Here is a 23716-nt window from a genome sequence, read left to right on the forward strand (position 1 = left end):
TCGCCGGGCGCTCAGGAACCCGGTCGGGCCACGAGCCGCTCGTAGGCCGCGCGCAGTCCGTCGACCGTCTCGCGGTCGGCGGGCCGCAGCGGTGCCCGGACCGGGCCGGCCGGCAGGCCCAGGTCGCCCAGGAGCCCCTTGGCGGTGACGGTCCCGGGCAGGCCCGAGGCCATCATCGACTCCACCAGTTCCATGGCCCGGTGCTGAAGCCTGGCGGCCTCGGCGGTGCGGCCCGCGTCGAACGCGTCCAGGACCGAACGGAGTCGATCCGGCACCACGTTCGCGACCGTGCTGACGTAGCCCGCCCCGCCCACCGCGTACAGCGCGAGGAGGTGCTCCTCGCAGCCCGCGTAGTACGCCAACCCGGTCCGGGAGAGCACCTTCTGGGCGCCGAGGAAATCGTAGGAACAGTCCTTGACCGCGACGATCCGCGGGTGCTCGGCGAGCCGGAGCATGGTGTCCGGCTCGATCCGGGTGCCCGTGCGGCCGGGGATGTCGTACAGCATCACCGGCAGCCCGGACGCGTCCGCGACCTCGCGGAAATGCGCCTCCAGGGCGTCCTGCGGCGGCCTGCTGTAGTACGGGCTGACCACGAGCACCCCGTCCGCGCCGGCCTTCTCGGCGGCTCGGGCGAGTTCGACGGTGTGGCGGGTGTCGGAGGTGCCCACCCCGGCCACGATCGACGCCCGGTCGCCCACCGCCTCCCGTACCGCGGCCACCAGTTCCGCCTTCTCGGCGTCCGACGTGGTCGGCGACTCACCCGTCGTACCGGAGAGCACCAGTCCGTCGCAGCCGGCGGACACCAGACGGTCGGCGAGCCGCCGCGCACCGTCGAGGTCCAGCGCGCCGGAACCGGTGAACGGCGTGATCATCGCGCAGAGCGCACGACCGAAGGCCGGAGCGACGGCCGGAGCGAAGGCCGGAGCGGGGCGCGGGGCGGTGGCGGGACTCGGGGGCGTGGTGCGAGCTGTCGTCATACGGGCAGTCTCGGCCGTACGACAGTGAAGCTCTACTTAATTTTTCTACGGGATACGGGTAAGTGTTTCTGTACGGATGGCGCGGCGTCGGGCCGCCCGGCGCGGGGTAGCGGCGACCGGCCGGGGTACCCGGGTGTTCCGGAACCGAGAGGAGGCGGAGGCCGTGACCGGGACCACGGACATCCGGCCCGTCCGCGACCGGCGCCACAGCGACCGGTCCCACAGCGACGAGCGCCGCGACGACGGGCGCCACAGCGACGGAAACCGCACCGTCGGCGAACTCGTCGACCAGGCCACCGAACAGCTCTCCCGGCTCGTACGGCAGGAACTGGCCCTCGCGAAGCACGAGTTCACCGAGAAGGGGCGACGTGCCGGGCGTGGCGGAGGTCTGCTCGGCGGCGCGGGCGCGTTCGGCTACGCCGGGCTGCTCGCCCTCGCCGGCACGGCGGTCGCCGCCCTCTCTCTGGCGCTGCCCGTCTGGGCGGCGGCGCTCATCGTGACGGCGGTGCTCTTCGTGATCGCCGGCGTGCTGGCCGCGCTCGGTCGCGGTCAGCTGCGCAAGGCCGCGCCGCCCACCCCCGAGGAGACCCTCGGCAGCGTCCGGGCCGACGTCGAGGAGATCAGGGAAAGGGCACACCGATGACGGACAGGACAACGGCCGACCTGCGTCGGCAGATCGAACGGACCCGGCACCGGCTCGGGGTCACGGTCGAGGAGCTGGCGGCCAGGGCGGACGTCCGCGGCCGCACCCGGGCCCGCGCCGCCGACCTCATGGACCGCACGGGCGCGATGACCGTACAACTGCGCAGCACGGCGTCCCAGGCGAGCTATCACCTGCACGAACGGGCCGGGCGTGCGGGGCACGCGGTTCAGGAGCGGGCGGGCCACGCGGGGCACGTGGTTCAGGAGCACGCGCTCCACGCCCGCCACGACCTGCGGGACAACGCGGCCCGCGCGGGTCGCACCGCGGAGCGGTCGGCGCCCGCCCCGGTCCGCGTACCCGTGCGGTTCGCCCTCCGGCACCCGCGACCGGTGGTGATCGTGGGCGCGGCGGCGGTGGCACTGGTGGCGGCCGGGGTGATCGGCCGGCGCAGGGCGAAGGAGTAGGTGTAGCGGAGTAGAGGTGTTTACCGGTGTGCCGGTCACGGGCGTCGAGCGCGCTCGTGACCGGCACACTCGGCGTTTGAGGCCGGTCCAGCACCCGCCTCCACCGAACATTTGATTCCCCTGGACAAAAAAAGTGTTCGGTGAGACGGTGGACGCATGCTGGACGTGACCGTGATCGAGGACCCCGAGGCCGCCGCCGCCTCCCTGGACCCCATACGGGCCGGGCTGCTCGCCGAGCTGGCGGCCGGACCCGCGTCGGCGGCGATGCTGGCCGGCAAGGTCGGGCTGCCGAGGCAGAAGGTGAACTACCACCTCAAGGCGCTGGAGCGGCACGGCCTGGTCGAACTGGCCGGTGAGCGCCGCAAGGGCAACGTCACCGAGCGGCTGATGCGGGCGACCGCGGCGTCGTACGTGATCTCGCCGCTCGCGCTCGCCCCGTTGCAGCCGGACCCGGACCGTTTCCGGGACCAGCTGTCCGCGCGCTGGCTGCTCGCGCTCGGCGCCCGGCTGGTGCGCGACGTCGGCTCGCTGATCACCGGCGCCGAGAAGGCGCGCAAGGGCCTGGCGACCTACGCGCTGGACGGCGAGGTGCGCTTCGCCTCGGCCGCGGACCGGGCCGCGTTCATCCAGGAGTTGACGGCGGGCGTCAGCGCGCTCATCCGCAAGTACGACGCCCCTGACGCCGAGAGCGGCCGGGACCACCGGATCGTCGTGGCCGCCCATCCCATGGTCAAGACCCGGACGCAGCCCCAGGCGCTGCCCGAGCCCGAGCCCGGGCCCGAAACCAAGCCTGAGACCCAGGCGTAGAACCAGAGCCAGACGTAGATCCAGACGTAGATCCAGATCCAGAGCCCGGAACAAGTCAGTCGGTAACCAGGAGCCCACCATGTCCAAGGAATTCGAGATCGCCCGCGAGTTCGAGGTCGACGCCACGCCGCAGCAGGTGTGGGACGCCTTCACCGCGGGGACCGGCGGCTGGCTGTGGCCGATGGAGGCGCCGGAGCCGCGCGAGGGCGGCAAGGGCCCCTTCGGCTCGACGGTCACCGTCTGGGACCCGCCGCACCGCTACACCAACCGGGTCGAGAACGTCGACGGCATCTCCGAGCAGACCGTCAACCAGCTCGACTACACCGTCGAGCCGCGCGACGAAGGCCGGCGCGCGTGGGTGCGCTATGTGCACAGCGGCATCTTCGTCGACGACTGGGACAACCAGTACGACGCGGCGGGCCGGCACACCGACTTCTACCTGCACACACTGCGCGAGTACCTGACGCACTTCGACGGCCGCCCGGTCGCCTTCGTCACCTTCGACGGGCCCGACGCCTCCAAGGCGCCCGACGCCCTCACCGCCGTGGCACGGGCGCTCGGCCTCGCGGACGACACGGCCGAGGGCGCGCGTGTCCGGGTCGGTGGCCCCGAGGGGCGGCTCCTCGATGCCGTGGTCGACTTCCGCAACCCGTACTTCGTCGGGCTGCGCGGCGACAGCGCCCTCGTCCGCTTCTTCGGCCGCAACCACTGGGGCTACCCGGTCGGCGTCAGCGTCCACGACTTCGCACCGGACGCCGACGCCAAGGCGAACGAGACCGCCTGGCAGGGCTGGCTGGACGGAGTGTTCAGCCAGCCCCGGTAGCCGGCAGCCGGTACTCAGTGGCCGGTAGTCAGTGGCCGGTAGTCAGTGGCCGGTAGTCAGTGGCCGGCCACTGAGTAGGGCCGGCCACCGGGTAACCGGTGTCCGCCGGTGTTACGGCTCGAAGCGGAGCACCTGCGGGTCGTGGTCGCTGATCTGGTCGTGGAACTCCGAGTTGATGTGCACGCTGTCGTACTCGAAGTCGCAGCCGCGCCGGATCGACGGGCTCACCAGGATCTGGTCCAGGACCTGCTGGTTGCCCTGGTAGTCGTAGGTGTAACGCTCGTTCTTCGGGAGCGACTTGATCGCCGACCACAGTTCGCCGTCACCCTCGAGGAGCTGCGCGGTGCCGGAGAACTCGAAGTCGTTGATGTCGCCCAGGGCGATGACGTCCGCGTTCTTCTGCGTGTCGAGGATGTCCTTGACGAACGCGTTGACCAGCGTCGCCTGCTGGTGGCGCTGGGTCTCCGAGCTGCGCACCACCGGCTGGTACTGCGAGGTCAGGCCCTGGTCGCCGCCCTTGGAGTTGAAGTGGTTGGCGATCACGAAGACCGTGCGGCCACGGAAGACGAACTCGCCGACCAGCGGCTTGCGGCTGGCGTTCCAGGCCGCGTTCGCCGGGTCTATGCGGCCGGGGGAGGCGGTGAGCTGGGCCTTGCCGCGCACCTTGGTGACACCGACGGCCGTGGCCGCGTCGCCGCCCGCGCGGTCGGTGAAGGAGACCCGCTCCGGGTTGAACAGGAACACCTGACGGATGTTTCCGCCCGGCTCGCCGCCGTCGGTGTTGTTCGTCGGGTCGATCGAGCGCCAGTCGTACGTCGGGCCGCCCGCGGCCACGATCGCGTCGATCAGCTTGCCGACCGTCACATCGGCGGCGACCGTACCGTCGTTGGTCGCGCCGTTGTTGTCCTGGATCTCCTCCAGGGACACGATGTCGGGCGACTTCAGGTTGTTCACGATCGCGGAGGCGTGCTCCTCGAACGTGGCGTCGGACGGGTCGAGGTTCTCGACGTTGTACGTCGCGACCGCCAGCTCGCCCTTCTTCTGCTTCTGCGTCGTCTCCCGCTTCAGGCCGCCGCTCTTCAGCGCGCCGAGCCGGTTCGCGACGAGGGTGTAGCCGCCGAACTGGTTGTAGTCGAGCGGGCCCGCGGTGACGTCGGTGAGGGAGTCGCCGACGTTCGCGACGGGGAAGTCCGCCGTCGCGCCGAGCGACTGGATCTGCAGCCGGCCGGTGTTCTGCGAGGTGTAGGAGCCGTACAGGGCGCCCCCGCTGCGGCTGGTGTTCTCGCGCGGCTTCACCGTGACCCACAGTTCGGTGTAGGGGTCGGTGGCGGTGACCACGCGGGCGTCGGAGACCTGGACGTTCATGCCCTCGAGGGACTCGTAGTAGTCCAGGGCGTACGTGGCGGGCCGCAGGGTGAGGCCGTTGACCGAGTTGCTCGCGGCGGCGTCGCCGGCCGGGGTGTAGGCGGCCGGGACCGACTTCGCGTTCACGACCGTCGCGGCCGGGACCGCGTTGCCGCTGGAGACGACGGTCACCGTCGGCTTGGTGATCTCGGTGATCGTCTGGTTGCCGGTCGAGGCGCCGCCCGGGACGAACTCCGAGACCGTGCCGGTGACCGTGACGGAGTCACCGACGGCGACCTTCGGGACGGAGCTGGTGAAGACGAAGACGCCCTCACTGGTGGCCGGGTCGGCGTCCGGGTTCGGATCCTGGATCCAGAAGCCTCTGGACGATCCGTAGGTGCGCACGCCGGTGACGATTCCGGCCACACCCGTGACCGCCTGGCCGGCGTACGGCGACAGCCGGGTCGTGCCCTGGATGTCGTGGATGGCCACCGTCTCCGCGTGCGCGGGCGCGGACAGGGCGACGGTGGAGGCCGCGGAACAGACGGCGGCGACGGTGAGCGCGGCGAGACGCGCGGACTTCTTGCTCGGCAACGGAATCCCTCCGGGGACGTACATGAGCGCCGGGACGAGGGTGGAACGTGGAACGAAGGTGTGGCGTGAAGCGTGGAGCGAGGGTGTGGCGTGAAGCGTGGAACGAAGGTGGAGCGTGGAACGAGGAGCCGCGATCCGCGGGGCGGACGCGACGCGCGTAGAAATTACAGTGAACAGATGTCCATCGGATTTCTACGCGCGTCAATCTCCTGCCTGGTCACGCCACTTGTCAAGGTTTCAGCCATGTACGCCGCCCGGCGGGGAGATGAACCGGGCGGCATGGGTCCATACCCGTCTAGGCTGAGTGGCCCAGTGCCCCCAGCGGGCCGGTGGCACCACGCGCCCTAGGAGAACCAGCCGATGTCAGACAGCTCCCCCCTCCCGCCGGTGCGGCTGCACCCCGAAGCGGAGCTGGCGCGCGACGCGCTGTCCACGCCGTTGCTCTCCCGGGCCGCGCTGCTCGCCCGCTGGGCCGGCCCCGGCACCCGGGTCGACGCCGGGGGCGGACTCGTCGAGGACCAGCTGGCGCCCGCCGCCGAGGTACTGGGGCTGACCGGGGACGACGCCGCCGCCTACGCGAGCGAGGCCTGGCGGGTCGCCGTGGACGCGGGGCTCGTGGAGGTCGTCGACGAGGAGGCGGGCACGGTCACGGCCGGCGAGGACCTGGCCCTGCTGACCGGCGGTTCCCCGCACGACATCCTCGCCGTCTGGCTCGGCGCCCTGGAGACCGTGCTCGCCGACGCGGCCGTCCCCGACCTGGACGAGCTGATGGAGGCGATGGACGAGGGCGGCGAGGTCGACTTCTCCCGGCTCGACTGGAACCCCGAGGCCGAGGCCGAGTTCCTCGACGGCGTCCTCGGCAACCTCTACCTGCTCACCGCCAGCGAGGACGGCCCCGGGGACGCCCCGGTCCCACTGCCCGCCCTCGCCGCGTCGATGATCATCCCCGGTGACATGGACGAGCCCACCAACGACGTCCTGGAACAGGTCTCCGACGCGATGATGCGGCTCGACGACCAGTTCCGGCTCCTGGAGCCGATCGGGATCGTCGCCTACCGGCCCGTCGACGAGGACCTGATGGCGGACCCCGAGGAGGAGCCCGCCGCCCCCGTCGACGACACCGACGTCTCCCGCTACGGCATGGTCCGGCTCACCCCCCTCGGCGTGTACGGGCTGCGGGCCCGGCTGCTGGAGGCCGGCTTCCACGCCCCGGCCGTCGGCGACCTCGCCGACAAGGGAGCCGACGTCCTCCTCGACGGCAGCGCCGGCTACGGCTCGCGGGCCGCCGCAGCCGAGACCGAGCAGTGGCTGGTACGCCGCGAACCCCTGGACGCCGCGCGGGAGTTGCTGGCCGCCGCTCGCGGCTCCGACCCCGGCGCCCCGCTGCGCCGGCTGCGCTGCCAGCAGGCCCTCTCCCTCGTCGGCGGCCAGGCCGAACCCGCCGTCCGCGAGGTCCTCGACGACGCCGAACTCGGCGGCCTCGCCCGCGTCTGGCTCAGCGAGCTCGGCGCGACGGACGTACCGGCGCCCTCCGAGGACCTGGTCTTCTGGCTCACCATCGACACGCTGGCGGCGCAACTCGCCGCGGAGGGCAACTCCGAGGAGCTCCAGGCCCTCGTCGAGGGACTGGCCCAGCAGCACGGCGGGTTCTTCTCGGCGGCCTGGCGGGTCGACCACCCGGCGACCCCGGACGTCCTGGAGGCGATGGGACGCCTGCATCCGGACAAGCGCATCGCGAAGGAAGCACGCAAGGCGGCGTTCAAGGCGCGGTCGCAGCAGGGCGGATGACCCTCCCGCGGTGCGGGTTTCTTTGGTCTCCCGTGGCCTGATCCGTACGGATTCATGGAACGGGGTCCCCTGAAGTCGCCCCCCGTTCAACTCCTGTTCAGGCGTGGGCGGGACGGTGACGCCGAACCGAGGTCCGCCACCCTCCACGGCACTTCCACCGCGTCTCAGGAGACACCATGTCGCTCACCCGCAGGGACTTCGCCCGACAATCCGCGATCACCGGTGCCGGAGTCGCGCTGGCGGGCAGCGTAGGCGCCCTCGCCACCGCGCCCAATGCCCTCGCGTCCACGGAGACCGAGTCCGCGGCCGACACCGCGGACGCGACGCGGAAGTCGACGGCCGGCCACCACGGAGTCGGCTACGGACCGCTGCTGTCCGACCCCGCGGGCATCCTCGCGCTGCCCGCCGGATTCACGTACCGCGTCATCACGTACAGCGGCAGGACGAAGCTGGAGTCCGGCGAGATCACCCCGTCCAACCACGACGGCACCGCCACCTTCTGCGGCCCGCGCGGCGCGACCCTGCTCGTCAACAACCATGAGCTCAAGGGCCCGCGCGCCGGCTGGGCGTACCCGGTCCCGCTCACCGAGGGCCTGGTCTACGACCCGGCGGCGGCCGGCGGCTGCACGGTCGTCGAGGTGCGCCCCGGCGGCCATGTCGCCGAGTGGGTCGGCGTCGCCGGCACCTCCACCAACTGCGCGGGCGGCACCACCCCTTGGGGCACCTGGCTGACCGGCGAGGAGACCGAGGACAAGGCCGGCCAGAACGGCATGACCAAGGACCACGGCTACATCTTCGAGGTGGACCCCGAGGACCGCCGTGCCAACCGCGACCCGAAGCCGATCAAAGCGTTCGGCCGGTACGCCCACGAGGCGGTCGTCATCGACCCCAAGCGCGGTCACGCCTACCTCACCGAGGACGCCTCCGGCCCCAACGGCCTGCTCTTCCGCTGGACCCCGCCGGCGGGCTTCCGGCACGGCCGCGGCAAGCTGCGCACCCTCGCCGACGACGCCGGCGTCCTCCAGGCCTTCAAGTGCTTCGACTCGGGCGGCAAGTTCGTCGACGACCTCTCCCGCGCCACGAAGATCGGCACGGTCTACGGCGTCGACTGGATCGACGTCCCCGACCGCGACGCCAAGTCGGTGTCCGTCCGCAAGCAGTTCACCGACGGCCAGGTCACCCGCGCCCGCAAGCTGGAGGGCATGTGGTGGGCCGACGGCGGCACGTACGTCGTCTCCTCCTACGCCCGTGCCGAGAGCCCCGTCCAGCACGACGGCGCCGTCTGGTTCTACGACCCCAAGCGCCGCACCCTGACCCTGAAGGTGCTGCTCGGCGTCAACCCCGACCCGTCCGTCGACGGCGCCTTCGACGGGCCCGACAACATCACCGTCTCCCCGTACGGCGGTCTCGTCATCGCCGAGGACGGCGAGGGCGTCCAGCACTTGTTCGGCGCCACCGACAGCGGCCGCACCTACCCCATCGCCCGCAACGAGCTGAACCTCGGCACCGCGGACGAGCCGGAATACAGCGAGTTCACCGGCGTCACCTTCTCGCCCGACGGCCACACCCTGTACGCCAACATCCAGACCCCGGGCATCATGCTGGCGATCACCGGGCCATGGAAGCGCCAGCAGCGGTAATTCACCGACGGCGTTTAATTCGCTCGCGACTTCCGTGCTGCGTCTCCTAGATTGAGATCACGACAACGCACCTCCCGGTGCGCAGGCTGCGGCTACTTCTTTGCAACAGAAATCGACGCCGCCGCCGACTCGATCTCGGGAGGCGCAGCATGCGGTGGGTGCCCGGTGCGCAGGCAACGGTTACTTCATTGGATCGGACGGTCGCGGGTTCGAGTCCCGTCATCGACTTCAGGTCGATGTAGCTCAGTCGGTAGAGCATCTGGCTAAGTCCGTCGCCGACCCCTGATCTCGGGCACCTTCCCTATGCTGCGCCACTCCCCGATACACGACTGAATCAGCATTGAATTCGGGGGAATTCATGATGGCGCGCTTCAATATCCGTGCCCGTGCATCGCAGCCCACCTCGCCCGTGACCACCACGGGCCGTACGCTGCGCACCCACGAGGGCGGCCGAGGACACGAGCGGGACGCCCGCTCCGAGCTCTTTCTGCTGGCGGTGTCCAACTTCGTCTCCCAGCAGACCTTCTACGAGACCGGCGCCGCCCGCGACGACCGCTTCACGAAGCTGGTGCGCGAACTCGCCGTCAGCGACCCGGCCTGGACGGCCGGCCTGCTCGGCTGGCTGCGCGGCGAGGGGAACCTCCGTACCGCCGCGGTCGTCGGCGCCGCCGAGTACGTCCACGCGCGCCTGGCGGCGGGCGCCACCGAAGGCCCGTCGAACCGGCAGGTCGTGGACGCTGTGCTCCAGCGGCCCGACGAGCCCGGCGAGCTGCTCGCGTACTGGACGGCGACGTACGGCCGCAACATCCCCAAGCCCGTCAAGCGCGGGATCGCCGACGCCGTGCGACGGCTGTACAGCGGCAGGTCGCTGCTGAAGTACGACACCGCGTCCAAGGGCTATCGCTTCGGCGACGTCCTCAACCTGGTGCACGCGGCGCCCGACCCGGACAAGCCGTGGCAGGGCGAGCTGTTCCAGTACGCCCTGGACCGCCGGCACCACCCGGACACCGCCGTGCCGCCCGCCTCGAACCGCGTCCTGACCGCCCACCGCGAGCTGATGGCACTGCCCGTCGAGGACCGGCGCACGGTGGTCACCTCGCAGGGCGGGGCCGAGCGGCTCGCGACGGCCGGGATGACGTGGGAGGCGCTGGCGGGCTGGCTCCAGGGGCCGATGGACAAGGCGGCCTGGGAGGCGGTCATCCCCTCCATGGGGGCCATGGCCGCGACCCGCAACCTGCGCAACTTCGACGAGGCCGGTGTCTGCGACGAGGTCGCGGCGCGGGTGGCGGCGAAGATCAGCGACCCGGCGGAGGTGACGCGCTCGCGGCAGTTCCCCTTCCGGTACCTCGCCGCGTACCAGCACGCGCCCTCGCTGCGCTGGGCGTACCCGCTGGAGCAGGCGCTCGGCCACTCGCTGGCCAACGTGCCCGCGCTGTCCGGCCGCACGCTGGTGCTCGTCGACCGCTCGGGCTCGATGTTCTACGCACGGCTGTCGGACCGCTCCGAGCTCAACCGGGCCGACGCGGCGGCGATCTTCGGCACGGCGCTCGCGCTGCGGGCGGCCGACGCCGACCTCGTCGAGTTCGGCACCAGCAGCAACACGATCAAGTTCCGTAAGGGGGAGTCCATGGTGAAGATTCTGGAGCGTTTCGGTGACCTCGGCGGTACGGACACCACCGAGGCCGTGCGCCGGCACTACCGCGCGCACGACCGGGTGCTGATCGTCACCGACGAGCAGTTCGCCGCGGGCCGCCACGGCGACCCGACCGACCAGGTCCCGGCGAACGTGCCGGTCTACACCTGGAACCTGGCCGGCCACCGCGCGGGCCACGGTCCGTCGGGCAAGGGGAACCGGCACACCTTCGGCGGGCTCTCGGACGCGGCCTTCCGGATGGTGCCGCTGCTCGAGGCCGCCGACGACACGCGGTGGCCGTGGGCGGCCTGAGAGCCGACCGGACCCGGCCGAGCCGCGAGGTCGGTGGCCGGCGGACAGGAGCGCCGTCGAGATGCCGGATCGCGCAGGTGACGAACGGGCCGTTCTCCCAGGGGACGACCGCGTGCACGATGTCGCCGGGCCCGAGGGCTCGGCGACGATCGGCTCGACCCGACGCCGCTCCGCCCCTTGTGCGCGCACTGAACTGATATCTAACATTTCAGTTCATGGAGGCTGTGCCACGCACTCTGCTCAGGGACCGCGCCTACGCGGCGATCCGGGACGCCATCGTGGCCGGGGACATCGCCCCCGGCGCGGTGGTGCGCGACGCCGATCTCGCCGAGCGGCTCGGGCTGTCCCGGGCGCCGGTGCGGGAGGCGTTCGCCCGGCTGGTCGACGAGGGGCTGCTGGAGAGCAAGCCGCAGAGCTACACGCGGGTGACCGCGCTGGTGGCCGCCGAGGTACGGGACGCGGCGGCCGTGGTGGGCGCGATGCACGAGCTGGTCACCCGGGTCGCGGTGCCCCGGCTGTTCGCGGCGGACGTCGAGGGGATGCGCGGGGCCAACGAACGGTTCGCCGCCGCCGTACGGGCCGGGGACGTGGACGCGGCCCTGCGCGCCGACGACGCACTGCACGACATCCTCGTCCGGGCCGCCGGCAACCGGGCGGCAGCCGCCACCATCGCCCGCTACACCCCCCTCATCCGGCGGCTGGAGCGACGGCGTTTCGGCGAGGGCGGCAGCTGCCGTTCGGCCGGACTGCACGGCCGGCTGATCGAGGCCTGCGCCGGCGGTGACGTCGACGAGGCCGTGCGCGTCACGGCGGAGATCTGGCGCACCCTCGCGGATCTCGCCGACGCCGACGACCGAGCGGCCGAGTGACCGGTGGCCGAGTGACCCACCCGACCGCTCCGGGCGACCGACCGCTCCGGGTGACCGACCGCTCCGGGTGACCCACTGCTCCCGGCGACCCACTGCTCCAGGAGGCCCCATGTCCCTCTCCTCGTACGAGCGTTACCCCCTCCTCTTCGGCCCCTCCCCAATCCATCCGCTGGAACGGCTCACCGCCCACCTCGGCGGAGCCGCGCTCTGGGCGAAGCGAGAGGACTGCAACTCCGGCATCGCGTACGGCGGGAACAAGACCCGCAAACTGGAGTACCTGGTCGCCGACGCGCTCGCGCAGGGCTGCGACACGCTCGTGTCGATCGGCGGGGTGCAGTCCAACCACACCCGTCAGGTCGCAGCCGTCGCCGCCCGCGCGGGGCTCAAGTGCGTTCTGGTGCAGGAGAGTTGGGTGGAGTGGCCCGACTCGGTGTACGACAAGGTCGGCAACATCCTGATCAGCCGGCTGGCCGGGGCCGATGTGCGCCTGGTGCGGGCCGGGTTCGGGATCGGCTTCAAGGAGAGCTGGGAGCTGGCCCTCAGGGAGGTCGAGGAGTCGGGCGGCAAGCCGTACGCCATCCCGGCCGGGGCCTCCGACCATCCGCTCGGCGGACTCGGCTTCGCCGGGTGGGCGTACGAAGTCGCCGAGCAGGAGCGGGAGTCGGGCGTCTACTTCGACACCGTGATCGTCTGCTCGGTGACCGGGTCGACCCAGGCCGGCATGGTCGCCGGGTTCGCCGCGCTGGAGGAGGCGGGTGGGCGGTCCCGGCGCGTCATCGGGATCGACGCCTCGGCCAAGCCGACCGAAACCCGCGGGCAGATCGCGCGCATCGCACACGGCACGGGCCGACTCATCGGAGTCGAGCGCGAGTTGACCGTCGAGGACGTCGAGTTGGACGAGCGGTACCACGCCGGCGTCTACGGCGTCCCGGACGAGACGACCCTGGAGGCGATGCGACTCGCCGCGCGCACCGAGGGCATGGTCACCGACCCGGTCTACGAGGGGAAGTCGATGGCCGGACTCGTCGACCTGGTCGCGCGCGGCGAGATCGGCCGCGACTCCACCGTGCTGTACGCGCACCTGGGCGGGCAGCCGGCCCTGAACGCGTACAGCGCGCTGTTCTGAGGACCCGGCGCGGTTTCCGGACCTGGCCAGGCAGGGCCGGGTCCGCGCCCGGCCCTGTCCCGCGTCGTCTCCGAACAGCGCCGAGCCTTGTCCCGGGCCCTGTCCCGCGGCGTCCCGAACCCGTTCGACGCCAGGTGGCCCGCCCCGTACCGGGGTCGACGCCCGCCTCACCATGCGGGACTCGGCCGCGACGCGAATCCGGGTCACGGACGGTCTCGGCTCCGCATTAGGACGCGGCCCGTTTGGGCTACCTCGAATGTCTTCTCCCGGGCCGCCGGCTTCAGCAGACTCGTTCCAGAGCCCGGCGGCCGCGCCGGGGAAGCCGCCCGAACCGGGAGCCGATCAACGTGAATCTCATCGCCCGTTCCGCCGCTGTCGTTCTCGTCGTCATGGCCGCCTCGATGGGCGTCGCCGCCTCGGCGGCGGCAACGCCGGCGATCACCGTACAGGCGGACGCCGCGCAGGTCACCGAGTCCACGGGGGGCGACAACATCTGGGGGTGAGTACCCCGCGGCAGACCTGGCAGGCGCTCGGCTCGATGATGGACGGACTCCGTTGTACGTGATCACAGCACGACTGGTGAGTTCTCAGCCGAAGGCCCGGCCTTCGGACCTGGACCGGATCGCCGGCCGACTTCGTGAAGCGACCGAGTGCGGCGATTCAGGCCTTCAACACCACTGGATGCGACCGGACCCGCTCGGCGCCGCGCTCGTCCTCTACATGACGGCTCGGACCCTGGAATGCGCGGAGCTCGAAGCTCGCGTGATCCTCTTCTGGGCTCTTGCCTCCGATCCGAGCCTTTGCCGGTGGCGACTGGACCGCGCCAGTGCCGATCTGATCGTGAGTGCGATGGAGGCATCGCTGTGGCGTCAGCCGTTCGACGGCGGCCTGAACTGACTTCCCGGGGGCGCTCGTCCCCCGGTCATGCGGAATGAATTCCCGTTTTCCTCACCGCTGTCGCATTGCTGCTGCCCGCTGCCTGCTGCCCCGGCCACCGGCCCACCGATTCCCAAGGCGGACTTACGTGTCATGAATCTCGCAAATTTCACCCTGGTCGAGGCATTCGACGAGATGGTCAACGGCCGGCCCGATGGAACGGCCGTCGAGTTCGGCGGCGACCGGGCCTCCTATGCCGAACTCGCCGCCGCATCCCGACGGGTGGCGGCCCTGCTGAAGGAACGCGCCGGAGTGCGGCCCGGCGACCTCGTCGCGTTCTGTATGGAGCCCTCCGTCGAAATGGTCGTCACGGTACTGGCGATTCTGCGCTGCGGTGCCGCGTATGTGCCGCTCGATGTGCAGAACCCACCGGTGCGCAACCGGCTCATTCTCGACGACAGCGGTCCGCGGGCCGTGGTCGGCGACGCGGTCGACGGGTCGGCCGGCGTGTGTTCGATCACGAGCGACGAAGTCCGGCAGGTGGCCTGGGACACCGGCGCGCAGGAGTGGTCGGGGGCTCGGCCGGATCCGGGCGCGTACTGCTACGTCATCTACACCTCGGGGACCACGGGCAGGCCCAAGGGCGTGCCGATAACGCACCGCAACGTCCTGGCTCTCTTCGCGGCCGCCGCCGAACTGTTCGACTTCGGTGCCGAAGACGTGTGGCTGCTCTACCACTCCATCGCGTTCGACTTCTCCGTCTGGGAACTGTGGGGGCCGCTCCTGCACGGCGGCTGCCTGGTGATCGTCGACCGGTGGACCAAACTCTCGCCCGAAGCCTGTGCCCAACTGCTGCTGGACCGCGGCGTGACGGTGCTCAACCAGACTCCCACCGCGTTCTCGGTGATGGCCCGCGTCCTCCTGGAGAAGGTGCCCGACGGCGGCGGCGTCCCGTTGCGGTACGTGGTGTTCGGCGGTGAGCGGCTCTCCATGCCCGCTCTGCGTACCTGGGCGGACCGGTTCGGCCTCGACCGGCCGCAACTGATCAACATGTACGGGCTCACCGAGGCCACCGTCCACACCACGTACCACCGGCTCACCGGGCAGGACCTGCTCCTCGACGACTCGGTCATCGGCCGGCCGCTGCCGGGCTTCACCGCGCGCATCGTGGACGAAGCGGGGGACAGCGCTGAGCGAGGTCAACTCGTGGTGTCCGGCCCTCAGGTGGCGGCTGGGTACCTGGACCGGCCGGAGACCACGGCCGAGCGATTCGGGCCCGACCCGCTCGGCCTCGTCGACGGGGCGCTCTTCTACCGGACCGGGGATCTCGTGGAGACGCGGCGCGGGCAGCTCGTCTACCTCGGTCGTGCCGACCGGCAGGTGAAGATCCGGGGTCATCGGATCGAGCTCGGCGAGGTGGAGGCGGCCGTCGCCGCCGTACCGGACATCACCGAAGCGTCCGCCGTGGTCGTCGGCGGCGCCGAGAACCCGATCCTCGCCTGCGGATACACCACCCGCTCGGGGCAGCAGGTCGAGCTTCGCGCCCTCCGGGCCGAACTTCGCAAGCGTGTTCCGCAGTACATGCTCCCGGCCCGTTTCCGGTGGTTCGAGCAGCTGCCGCTGACGGTGAACGGAAAGACGGACAGCCAAAGCGTTGCCAAGGAAATGGAAATGGAGTTCGAGAAGTGAGTGAAACAGTGCCGACATTGAACCGGGACGAAGTGAGGCAGCGGGTCCTCGACTGGATCGGTGAGGAGCTGGGAGACCCTCACATCACCGGCGCCGACAATTTCCTCGAACTCGGCGGCCACTCCATGATGGCGATCGAACTCAAGACCAGGATCGCCCGTGAGTACGGTCTGTCGATCAGCCTCGCCGATCTGTTCCAGCGTTCGGTCTCGGTCGCCGTGGCCCGCGCCGAAGACGGAAAGGCAACGGTGTGAACAGCATGCGCGTCTATGCTTCCGTCCTCCGCATTCCCGACTACCGCAAGCTCTGGATCGGCGCGGTCATCAGCCTGCTCGGTGACGGGGCCACCTGGACGGCCCTCGCGTGGATCGCCGTGTCGACCGGCGGCGCCGGGACCCTGGGTGTACTCGGCGTCTGCTACTCCGCCCCCGTACTGCTCGGCGGCCTCCTGGCCGGCAAGGTCGTGGACCGCTTCTCCCGGCGGAAACTGCTGATGTTCGACTCCCTGGTGCGCGGTGCCGCCATGCTCGCCGTCCCGCTGCTGTACGTCACCGATGTCCTCGACTCGTGGCACCTCTATGTCGTCGCGGCGGTCTTCGGTCTGTTCAAGATCATCCCGATCGGCATCATCCCCGCTGTCCTGCCCGATCTGGTGCCCAAGAAGCAGCTCCCCACCGCGATCGCCCTCGAGGCCGTCGCCTACGGCGCGGCCGGCATGCTCGGCCCCGCGCTCGGCGGTCTGCTGATCCCGCTCATCGGCGGGTACTGGGTGCTCGCCCTGGACTGCGTGACCTACTTGGTGTTCGCGGGGCTCGTGCTCAGCCTGAAGGCCCGCCTGGACCGTCCGGGAGCCGGTACGGAGAGCACCGGCGAGCGGAGCGCGGCCTTCACCGAGCGGAGCTCCTGGCGCCCGGTCGTCGCCTTCGTGGTCCGGGACCGGGTGATGCTGGTGATCACCATCACCTTCACCATCTTCAACGTGGCGATGGGCATGCTGATCGTCGCTCAGCCGTGGCTGGCCCATGAGCGTCTCCCGGGCGGTGCCACCATGCTCGGCGTGCTCGTCGGCGGCCTCGCGGGTGCCGAGATGATCGGCTCGCTGATCGCCGGAGCGATCAAGCCCGCCGTCCGTCCGATGCTCCGTATCGGGCTGCTCCAGGTGATCTCCGGCAGCGGCCTGTTGTTGCTCCTCGGAGCGAACCCGGTGCTCATCCTCGCCGGTCAGGTCGTCTGCGGCCTGCCCGCGATGCTCATGACGGTCTCCTCGCAGAGCGTCCGGTACCAGCGCACTCCGGAGGTACTCCGCGGCCGGACCATGACCCTGATGCGCACGCTGATGCACAGCGCGTACCCGCTCGGGGCGATCGTGGCGGGCCCGCTGCTGGCCGGCGACCACTACACCGTCGTCGTGCTCGCCATGGCCGTGGCCGCGGGCGCACCCGGCCTGCTCACGCTCGGTCTGGTGCGCAACGCGGTCGTCAACAAGCGAGAGCCCGAGACACCGGCCGGGTCCGAGTCCGAGACACCCGCCGGGTCCGCTCCCCAGGCCGCGGCCGAGCCTGTCGGTCAGACCCCTGTGCTCGCGGCCAGGTCGGCGCAGGACGGCTGATCGCCGGCCGGCCCACGCACCCCCCTCGCGGCCGACACCGGCGAGTACCCGGCGGCCCGGTGCTCCCACCGCCCACGTCCTGAGCGGTCCAGTACTGGTCAACCTCACCAGCGTCGAACGCTGACTCACCTCGTATCGGAGTACACACTCATGCCCGCAACAAGCGTCACCACAAAGGTGGTCGCCGCCTCGTACGCCCAGGAGGGGCTGTGGCTGCTGGAGCAGTTCGGCGCGGGGCCGGCGGCCAACAACATCCCCATGGCCTGGCGGATCGCCGGCCGCCCCGACCTCGACGCACTGGGCGCCGCCCTGAGCCTGGTCGCCGAGCGCAACCCGGTGCTGCTGTCACGCTGCGCCTGGGACGAGGACGCCGGAATCCTGCTGATGTCCGAGGACTTCCGGCCGGGTGACATCCCGTTGCACGTCACTCACGGCCTCGAGGAGCAGCAGGCGCTGCTCGAGGTGTCGCGGGAGTCGCTGCGCGCCTTCCCCGGTGACTCCCCGTTGATCCGTGCGCATGCCTGGGTCCCGCAGGGGGAGGGCGACACCCTGCTGTTGCTGGTCGTCAACCACCTGGTGTTCGACGGAGGGTCGGAGGAGTCCCTCTTCGCCGAACTCGACGCGTGCTATCGCCACGTGACGCAGGGCGAGGCGCTGCCGCCGGTCCCGGAGGCGTATCGGCGCTTCGCCCGGGAGCAGCGGGAACGCTTCGCCCGCGCCGACCAGTCCGCCCGGGTGTCGGAGCTCGCCGCCCGGCTGCCCGTACCGCGGAGCGTGGCACTGTCCGGCTCTGCCGACGGTGGCCGGGCCGGACAGGACCCCTCGGAGGCGGCCCGCCACTATGAGCGGATCGACGCCGGGGAACTCTCCCGGCTGAAGCAGTTCGCTCATGGCCACGGCGCCTCCGAGGTGATGGTGCTGCTGGCCGCACTGGTCGCCACGGCGGCCCGATGGGGCGACCAGCAGAGCTGCAGCGTGCTGCTGCCGAACGCGAACCGGGCGGAAGCCTGGAGCCGCCGGCTGATCGGCCCCTGCCTCAACAGCCTGTACGTCACGGCTTCGGCCGATCCCCGGCAGAGCTTCGCCGAGCTGCTCGGCCAGGTCCGTGACCTGGCCCTGGACGCCTACGGGGACCACGACGTGCCCGCCGAAGCGCTGCGCGCACGCTGGGCGGAGCGCGGCGGTGAGGCGCACACCAATGTGATGCTGAACATCTTTTCCCAAGAACGTGCCGAGTTGAGTCTGCCCGGCTGCACGGCGAGCCGGCTGAGCTGGGAGGAGACTCCGGTACGGGCTCGTACGGACCTGTGCGTCTACGGCTGGCCGCAGGACGGCGGACTGCGCCTGGAGTTCCTCCATCGCACGGCGGCCCTCACCCCGGCGGACGCGGCCTCGTTCGCCGCCTCGATGACCGGACTGCTGCGGCAAGCCGTCGTCACCCCGGACCTGCCGCTGGCCGAACTCACCCTGGACGGAGCCGACCGCGCCACCCGCACACTCGCCGAACCGCTGACCGCCACCCCTCGAACGTCGGTCGTCGAACAGGTGTGGGAGGCGGCTGCCCGCCACCCGCAGGCCACCGCGGTCCGGGCGTCCGAAGGCGACCTGAGCTACGCCGAGCTGATCGCCGTCGCCGAGGCGGGCGCGGCCCGGCTCCTCGGCCTGGGTCTGCGTCCCGGGCAGGTCGTCGGGCTGGAGGGCGGCCACAGCAGCCGGACCGTTCTCGCGGCCCTGGCCGTCCTGCGCGCCGGCGGAGTCCTGCTGTTCGTCCAGCCGGGCCTGCCACGGGCCCGTCAGGACGCGATCCTCGAGACCGCCCGCCCCGCGTTCGTGATCGGTGAGACCGATGGCGCCGCCATCAGCCCGGACGCGCTGCTCGCCGCCGGGGACGGCCCGAGCGACATCCCGATGCCCGGCACCGACGATCCGGCGTACGTCTTCTTCACCTCCGGTTCCACCGGCACTCCCAAGGGTGTGCTCGGCCGGCACGGCGGACTCGCCCACTTCCTCGCCTGGGAGCGCGACCTGCTCGCGACCGGCCCCGGCGACCGGGTCGGCTGGCGTACCAACACAGGCTTCGACGTGGTCCTGCGCGACCTGTTCCTGCCCCTGGTCTCCGGTGCCACGCTGGTCGTACCCGAACCCGGCGATCTGGAGGACCCCGCCGCCACCCTGCGGTGGCTGGAGCGCGGCGGTGTGACCACGCTGCACATCACTCCGAGCCTCGCCGACCTGCTCGTCGCCGAGCATGTCGAGGACCCGGACGGAGCCCCCCGGCCCCGCGCCCTGCGCGCCGTGCTCTTCGCCGGAGAGCCGCTCAGCGGTCAGGCTGTCCGCCGCTGGCGCGAACACCTGGGCGGACGGGCCCGCGTCATCAACCTCTACGGGCCGACCGAGACCACGCTCGCGAAATGCTGGTACGAGATCCCCGCCGAGCCGTCGGACGGGGTGCAGCCGATCGGCCGGCCGCTGCCGGAGACCCAGGTGGTCATCCTCGGCTCCACGGGCAGGCCCGCGGGGGTCGGCGAGACCGGCGAGATCACCATCCGCACGCCGCACCGCTCGCTCGGCTATCTCGGGGCGTCCGGCCGTGACGCGGCGGACCGCTTCACGCCCAATCCGTTCCGTGCCGACGAGGCCGATCTCCTCTACCGGACGGGCGACCTCGGCCGTCTCCGGGCCGACGGGCTGCTGGACATCCTCGGCCGCGCCGACGACGAGCTGAAGGTCCACGGGGTGCGCGTGCAGCCCGCGGAGGTCACCGCCGTCCTGCGGGCCCACCCCGACATCGAGCAGGCCGCCGTCCTCAAGCGCGACGACGGCCATGGACTGATCGGCTACGCGGTGACGCGCGCCGGCACACCGTTGGACGAGGCCGCGGTGCTGCGCCACGTCGCCTCCCTGCTGCCTGCGGCCTTCGTCCCCGCCCGGCTGGTGGCCCTGGACCGGCTGCCGCTGCTGCCCAACGGCAAGGTGGACAAGAGGTCCCTGCCGCAGCCCTCCGCGGGCCGCGCGCACTCCGAGATCGTCGCGCCCCGCACCGCCGAGGAGGCGGCCGTGGTCGACATCTTCGAGCAGGTCCTCGGGGTGCGGCGGATCAGCGTGCACGACGAGTTCCTGGCGCTCGGCGGCCATTCGCTGCTCGCCATGCGCATGGCCGCACGGCTCGGGAAGCACTTCGGTGTCCGGGTGCCCGCCGCCGTCGTCCTGGACCGGGCGACGCCCGCGGTGATCGCTGCCCGTGTCATGGTGCGCGACCCCGAGACGCTGCCGCCGGTCGGCACCACGGTGCAGGACGCCCCCTATCCGGCCGGCCTCACCCAGGAGCGGATGTTCTTCCTGGAGGAGATGACAGGCGGCGAGCCGGGCGTCTACACCATCCCGTGGTGCTTCCGCCTTCGCGGCGGCCTCGACCGGGAGTCGCTGCGCAGGTCGCTCCTTCGCCTGGTCGAGCGGCACGCCCCGCTGCGCACCGGCTTCGAGGTCACGGCCGACCGGTTGCGGGCCCTGCCGAAGCCGGCCCAGGACGTCTTCGACTACCGGACGGTCGAGCTCTCCGGAGCCGGCGACCTGTCTGCCCTCGTCAAGGAGGAGCTCGCAAGGCCGCTCGACCTGCGGGCCGGCCGGGTCCTGCGCGCCACCCTCGCCGAACTCGGGCCCGACGACTGCGCCCTGGTACTGATGGTCCATCACATCGCCGCCGACGGCTGGTCGCTGGCCGTACTCCAGGACGAACTGTCGGCGCTCTACGCCGCTTTCAGCGGGCAGTCGGGCGCCGTCGAACCGCCTCTGCCCGAGTCGGACTACGCCGGGTTCGCGCGGTGGCAGCGGGCGCGCACGGCGGCCCTGGAGGCGGACGGCGGCCTGGCGAGGGCGGCCGAGCACCTGCGTGGAGCCCCGGAGCGTTACGGCCTGCTCACCGACCGCCCGCGCGGTCACCGCCAGACCTATCGCGGCGACCGCGAGGTGCTCTCCCTTCCGGCGGGGCTGGCGGAGCGGCTGCGTCACGAGGCGGGCCGCCGCTCCGTCACCCCGTTCACGCTGGTCGCCGCGGCGTACGCGGCGGCGGTCGCGGCCCGCGGAGGCGACCGCGAGCTGGTGCTCGGAGCGGCGGTGGCCAACCGCCCCGAGTCCGGCCAGCAGGAGCTGATCGGCTGCTTCATCAACACCGTCCCGCTGCGGCTGCGGCTGCCCGCGAGCGGACTGCTCGACGACCTCGTCGCGGTGACGGCGGCCGAGGTCGGGCGCGGGCTCTCCGCAGCGGACGTACCGTTCGAACGGCTGCTGTCCGAACTCGACGTGCCGCGCACGGCGAGCCATCCGCCCGTGTTCCAGGCAGCCCTGGTGATGCAACAGGCGGCACCGGCCTCACTCGAACTGCCCGGTGTCCGGGTCGAGGAAGTGCCGGACGCGCGGACGACCGCGAAGGCCGAGCTGAGCCTGATCACCCGTCTCGACGGCGAGCACTGCGAGCTGACCCTGGAGTACAACGCCGATCTGTTCGAGCGGGCCACCGCCCGGCGGCTCCTGGCCCACATCCGCCACCTGCTGGAGAACACCGCCGACCCGGCCGCCCGGTACGACGCACTGCCCCCGTCCGAACGCGCCGCGGAACTCGCCGCGGCGGCCGGGCCCACACCCCCGGCCGGCCCGGACGATGCCCAGGACCTGCTCACCGGGATCCGCCGGTCCGCCGCCCTCACCCCGGACGCACCGGCCGTCAGCTACGCGGGGCGTACCGTGAGCTACGCCGAGCTGCTCGGTCTGGCCGACGCGCACGCCCGTCGGCTGCGCGCGAGCGGAGTCCGTGTCGGTGACGTGGTCGCCGTGCACATGGAGCGCTCGGCAGAGCTGGTCGTCGCCCTCCTGGCCGCGATGGCGGCGGGCGCCGCGTACCTGCCGCTCGACACCGCGGCTCCTGCCGATCGGTTGCGGCTGATGATGGACACCGCCGGGGTCCGGACGCTGCTGACCGGCCCCGGAGGGGTGCCCGACGAGCTCGGCAGGGAGCACACCCTCGTCGTCAGCCTGGAGGCCGAGCACGAGCAGCCGCTGGAACTGCCGCTGCACGGCGAGCTGCCCGCGTACTGCCTCTTCACCTCGGGTTCCACCGGGACTCCCAAGGGCGTTCTGGTCCCGCACCGGGCGATCGTCAACCGGCTGCGCTGGATGCAGAACACCTACCGGCTCGACGCCTGCGACACCGTCCTGCAGAAGACCCCCTACACCTTCGACGTCTCCGTGTGGGAGTTCTTCTGGCCGCTGCTGGCCGGCGCCCGGATCGTGATGGCCCGTCCCGGCGGCCACCGCGACCCGGGATACCTGATCGAGGAGATCCGCCGTGAACGGGTCACCACCCTGCACTTCGTGCCGCCCATGCTGGCCGCACTGCTGGAGCAGCCGGGCGCGGAGACCATCGCCGAGACCGTACGGCTGGTGGTGTGCAGCGGGGAGGCGCTCGAAGGCAGCCTGCGTGACCGCTTCTACGAGGTCACGGCCACCGCCGGGGTGACACCACCCCGACTGGAGAACCTCTACGGCCCCACCGAGGCCGCCGTGGACGTCTCGTGGCACAGCTGCGCAACCGCGGAGGCGGGCGCCGCCGTTCCCATCGGACGCCCGATCGACAACATCCGGCTGTACGTGCTCGACCGCGACACCATGCGGGCGATCCCGCGCGGCGGCGTCGGCGAGCTGTACATCGGCGGCATCGGACTGGCCACCGGCTATGTCGGCCGGCCCGATCTGACGGCCGACCGGTTCGTCCCGGACCCGTTCGCCGGCCCGGAACACCCGGGCTCGCGCCTCTACCGCACCGGAGACCTGGTGCGGCGGCTTCCCGGCGGCGACCTGGAATACCTCGGACGGACCGACTTCCAGGTGAAGATCCGCGGCGTGCGCATCGAACTCGGCGAGATCGAGGAGCGGTTGGCCGCCCAGCCCGAGGTGACCGACGCCGTCGTCGTGGTCCACGAGCATCCGGGCGGCGGCAAGGAGCTGATCGGCTACGCCACCGTCCGCCCCGGCGCCGCGGCGGACGGCACCGTGCTCGCCGAGCGACTGCGCGGCATCCTGCCCGACTACATGTGCCCCTCGTTGATCGTGGTCATGGACGCGTTCCCGCTCGGCGCCACCGGCAAGGTCGACCGGCGGGCCCTGCCCGACCCACAGCCGTGGCGCGGCGACACGGTCGCGTACGAGGTGCCGGACACCGACGAGGAACGGACACTCGCGGCCATCTGGGCCGAGGTGCTCAAGCCGGACCGGCCGGTCGGCGCCCTGGACCACTTCTTCGCCATCGGCGGGGACTCGCTCAGCGCCGTACGCGTGGTGGGTTCAGCGGCCGACCAGGGCTGGTCCCTGGGCCTGGACGACGTGTTCACCGCCCGCAGCCTGCGCGAACTCGCCGCCGTCATGACCGCGGTCGATCCGCGGCGGGAGCAGACGGCACCCCTTGGTGAATTCACCCTTCTCAGCACCGCCGACCTCGCTCGGCTCGGACTCTAGAGACCGGAGAACAGT

General features: G+C 71.6%; 17 protein-coding genes. 15 read left to right on the forward strand and 2 right to left on the reverse strand.

The genetic code is table 11. The annotated features are described in order from the left end of the window. Window positions 1-11: 11 nt before the first annotated feature. A complete protein-coding gene (gene dapA / locus ACIRPU_RS24850; RefSeq protein ID WP_403870950.1) occupies window positions 12-977 on the reverse strand; it encodes a 4-hydroxy-tetrahydrodipicolinate synthase in 966 nt (321 codons plus the stop codon). Between the two features lie 163 nt (window positions 978-1140). On the opposite strand from dapA, the gene ACIRPU_RS24855 reads away from it, so the two are divergent. The 4 genes from ACIRPU_RS24855 to ACIRPU_RS24870 all read left to right on the forward strand — a co-directional run bounded on the left by ACIRPU_RS24855 (window position 1141) and on the right by ACIRPU_RS24870 (window position 3714). After that, the gene (locus ACIRPU_RS24855) at window positions 1141-1620 is read left to right on the forward strand and encodes a phage holin family protein (RefSeq protein WP_403870953.1); all 480 of its coding nucleotides are present in this window, start codon (window positions 1141-1143) and stop codon (window positions 1618-1620) included. Then, on the forward strand, window positions 1617-2084 hold the full coding sequence (locus ACIRPU_RS24860) for a DUF3618 domain-containing protein (protein WP_403870956.1): 468 nt from the start codon (window positions 1617-1619) through the stop codon (window positions 2082-2084). The genes ACIRPU_RS24855 and ACIRPU_RS24860 overlap by 4 nt, the downstream gene beginning before the upstream one ends. Window positions 2085-2240: 156 nt before the next feature. Next, the gene (locus ACIRPU_RS24865) at window positions 2241-2891 is read left to right on the forward strand and encodes an ArsR/SmtB family transcription factor (protein WP_403870959.1); all 651 of its coding nucleotides are present in this window, start codon (window positions 2241-2243) and stop codon (window positions 2889-2891) included. Between the two features lie 79 nt (window positions 2892-2970). Next, window positions 2971-3714: an SRPBCC domain-containing protein gene (locus ACIRPU_RS24870; RefSeq protein WP_403870962.1), complete on the forward strand. Its 744-nt coding sequence runs from the start codon at window positions 2971-2973 to the stop codon at window positions 3712-3714. 111 nt (window positions 3715-3825) lie between these two features. Here ACIRPU_RS24870 and ACIRPU_RS24875 read toward each other — a convergent pair whose 3' ends face one another. After that, window positions 3826-5652 (reverse strand): endonuclease/exonuclease/phosphatase family protein, encoded by a 1827-nt coding sequence (locus ACIRPU_RS24875; protein WP_403870965.1) that lies wholly within the window; start codon window positions 5650-5652, stop codon window positions 3826-3828. A 360-nt stretch (window positions 5653-6012) separates the two neighbouring features. On the opposite strand from ACIRPU_RS24875, the gene ACIRPU_RS24880 reads away from it, so the two are divergent. The 11 genes from ACIRPU_RS24880 to ACIRPU_RS24930 all read left to right on the forward strand — a co-directional run bounded on the left by ACIRPU_RS24880 (window position 6013) and on the right by ACIRPU_RS24930 (window position 23701). Next, window positions 6013-7440 (forward strand): hypothetical protein, encoded by a 1428-nt coding sequence (locus tag ACIRPU_RS24880; protein ID WP_403870968.1) that lies wholly within the window; start codon window positions 6013-6015, stop codon window positions 7438-7440. Between the two features lie 176 nt (window positions 7441-7616). Beyond that, window positions 7617-9080: an alkaline phosphatase PhoX gene (locus tag ACIRPU_RS24885; RefSeq protein WP_403870971.1), complete on the forward strand. Its 1464-nt coding sequence runs from the start codon at window positions 7617-7619 to the stop codon at window positions 9078-9080. Between the two features lie 361 nt (window positions 9081-9441). Continuing rightward, the gene (locus ACIRPU_RS24890) at window positions 9442-11025 is read left to right on the forward strand and encodes a TROVE domain-containing protein (RefSeq protein ID WP_403870974.1); all 1584 of its coding nucleotides are present in this window, start codon (window positions 9442-9444) and stop codon (window positions 11023-11025) included. A 215-nt stretch (window positions 11026-11240) separates the two neighbouring features. After that, window positions 11241-11894 carry a GntR family transcriptional regulator gene (locus ACIRPU_RS24895; RefSeq protein WP_403870977.1) on the forward strand — a complete coding sequence of 218 codons (654 nt, stop codon included), beginning with the start codon at window positions 11241-11243 and terminating at the stop codon, window positions 11892-11894. Window positions 11895-12003: 109 nt separating this feature from the next. Beyond that, entirely contained in the window at window positions 12004-13020 is a 1017-nt protein-coding gene (locus ACIRPU_RS24900) for a 1-aminocyclopropane-1-carboxylate deaminase (RefSeq protein WP_403870980.1), read from the forward strand. A 347-nt stretch (window positions 13021-13367) separates the two neighbouring features. Next, window positions 13368-13523, forward strand: coding sequence for a hypothetical protein (locus ACIRPU_RS24905; RefSeq protein WP_403870983.1), 156 nt, complete (start codon window positions 13368-13370; stop codon window positions 13521-13523). Window positions 13524-13575: 52 nt separating this feature from the next. After that, window positions 13576-13917: a hypothetical protein gene (locus ACIRPU_RS24910; RefSeq protein ID WP_403870985.1), complete on the forward strand. Its 342-nt coding sequence runs from the start codon at window positions 13576-13578 to the stop codon at window positions 13915-13917. A gap of 132 nt (window positions 13918-14049) precedes the next feature. Then, the gene (locus ACIRPU_RS24915; protein ID WP_403870988.1) at window positions 14050-15585 is read left to right on the forward strand and encodes an amino acid adenylation domain-containing protein; all 1536 of its coding nucleotides are present in this window, start codon (window positions 14050-14052) and stop codon (window positions 15583-15585) included. Next, window positions 15582-15839, forward strand: a complete 258-nt coding sequence (locus tag ACIRPU_RS24920) for a phosphopantetheine-binding protein (RefSeq protein ID WP_403870991.1) — start codon at window positions 15582-15584, stop codon at window positions 15837-15839. The genes ACIRPU_RS24915 and ACIRPU_RS24920 overlap by 4 nt, the downstream gene beginning before the upstream one ends. Window positions 15840-15844: 5 nt before the next feature. Further along, entirely contained in the window at window positions 15845-17194 is a 1350-nt protein-coding gene (locus ACIRPU_RS24925) for an MFS transporter (protein WP_403870994.1), read from the forward strand. A 150-nt stretch (window positions 17195-17344) separates the two neighbouring features. After that, on the forward strand, window positions 17345-23701 hold the full coding sequence (locus ACIRPU_RS24930; protein WP_403870997.1) for an amino acid adenylation domain-containing protein: 6357 nt from the start codon (window positions 17345-17347) through the stop codon (window positions 23699-23701). The last annotated feature ends 15 nt before the right edge of the window (window positions 23702-23716 follow it).

Source organism: Streptomyces sp. NPDC102259, from assembly GCF_044766465.1.
In the GTDB taxonomy this organism is placed as follows: Bacteria; Actinomycetota; Actinomycetes; order Streptomycetales; family Streptomycetaceae; genus Streptomyces.

What these genes read in the sequence shown, in the direction of transcription:
- dapA (WP_403870950.1), bottom strand. Translation starts at nt 977, where the DNA reads ATGACGACAGCTCGCACCACGCCCCCGAGTCCCGCCACCGCCCCGCGC.
- ACIRPU_RS24860 (WP_403870956.1), top strand. Translation starts at nt 1,617, where the DNA reads ATGACGGACAGGACAACGGCCGACCTGCGTCGGCAGATCGAACGGACC.
- ACIRPU_RS24865 (WP_403870959.1), top strand. Translation starts at nt 2,241, where the DNA reads ATGCTGGACGTGACCGTGATCGAGGACCCCGAGGCCGCCGCCGCCTCC.
- ACIRPU_RS24870 (WP_403870962.1), top strand. Translation starts at nt 2,971, where the DNA reads ATGTCCAAGGAATTCGAGATCGCCCGCGAGTTCGAGGTCGACGCCACG.
- ACIRPU_RS24880 (WP_403870968.1), top strand. Translation starts at nt 6,013, where the DNA reads ATGTCAGACAGCTCCCCCCTCCCGCCGGTGCGGCTGCACCCCGAAGCG.
- ACIRPU_RS24885 (WP_403870971.1), top strand. Translation starts at nt 7,617, where the DNA reads ATGTCGCTCACCCGCAGGGACTTCGCCCGACAATCCGCGATCACCGGT.
- ACIRPU_RS24890 (WP_403870974.1), top strand. Translation starts at nt 9,442, where the DNA reads ATGGCGCGCTTCAATATCCGTGCCCGTGCATCGCAGCCCACCTCGCCC.
- ACIRPU_RS24895 (WP_403870977.1), top strand. Translation starts at nt 11,241, where the DNA reads ATGGAGGCTGTGCCACGCACTCTGCTCAGGGACCGCGCCTACGCGGCG.
- ACIRPU_RS24900 (WP_403870980.1), top strand. Translation starts at nt 12,004, where the DNA reads ATGTCCCTCTCCTCGTACGAGCGTTACCCCCTCCTCTTCGGCCCCTCC.
- ACIRPU_RS24915 (WP_403870988.1), top strand. Translation starts at nt 14,050, where the DNA reads ATGAATCTCGCAAATTTCACCCTGGTCGAGGCATTCGACGAGATGGTC.
- ACIRPU_RS24925 (WP_403870994.1), top strand. Translation starts at nt 15,845, where the DNA reads ATGCGCGTCTATGCTTCCGTCCTCCGCATTCCCGACTACCGCAAGCTC.
- ACIRPU_RS24930 (WP_403870997.1), top strand. Translation starts at nt 17,345, where the DNA reads ATGCCCGCAACAAGCGTCACCACAAAGGTGGTCGCCGCCTCGTACGCC.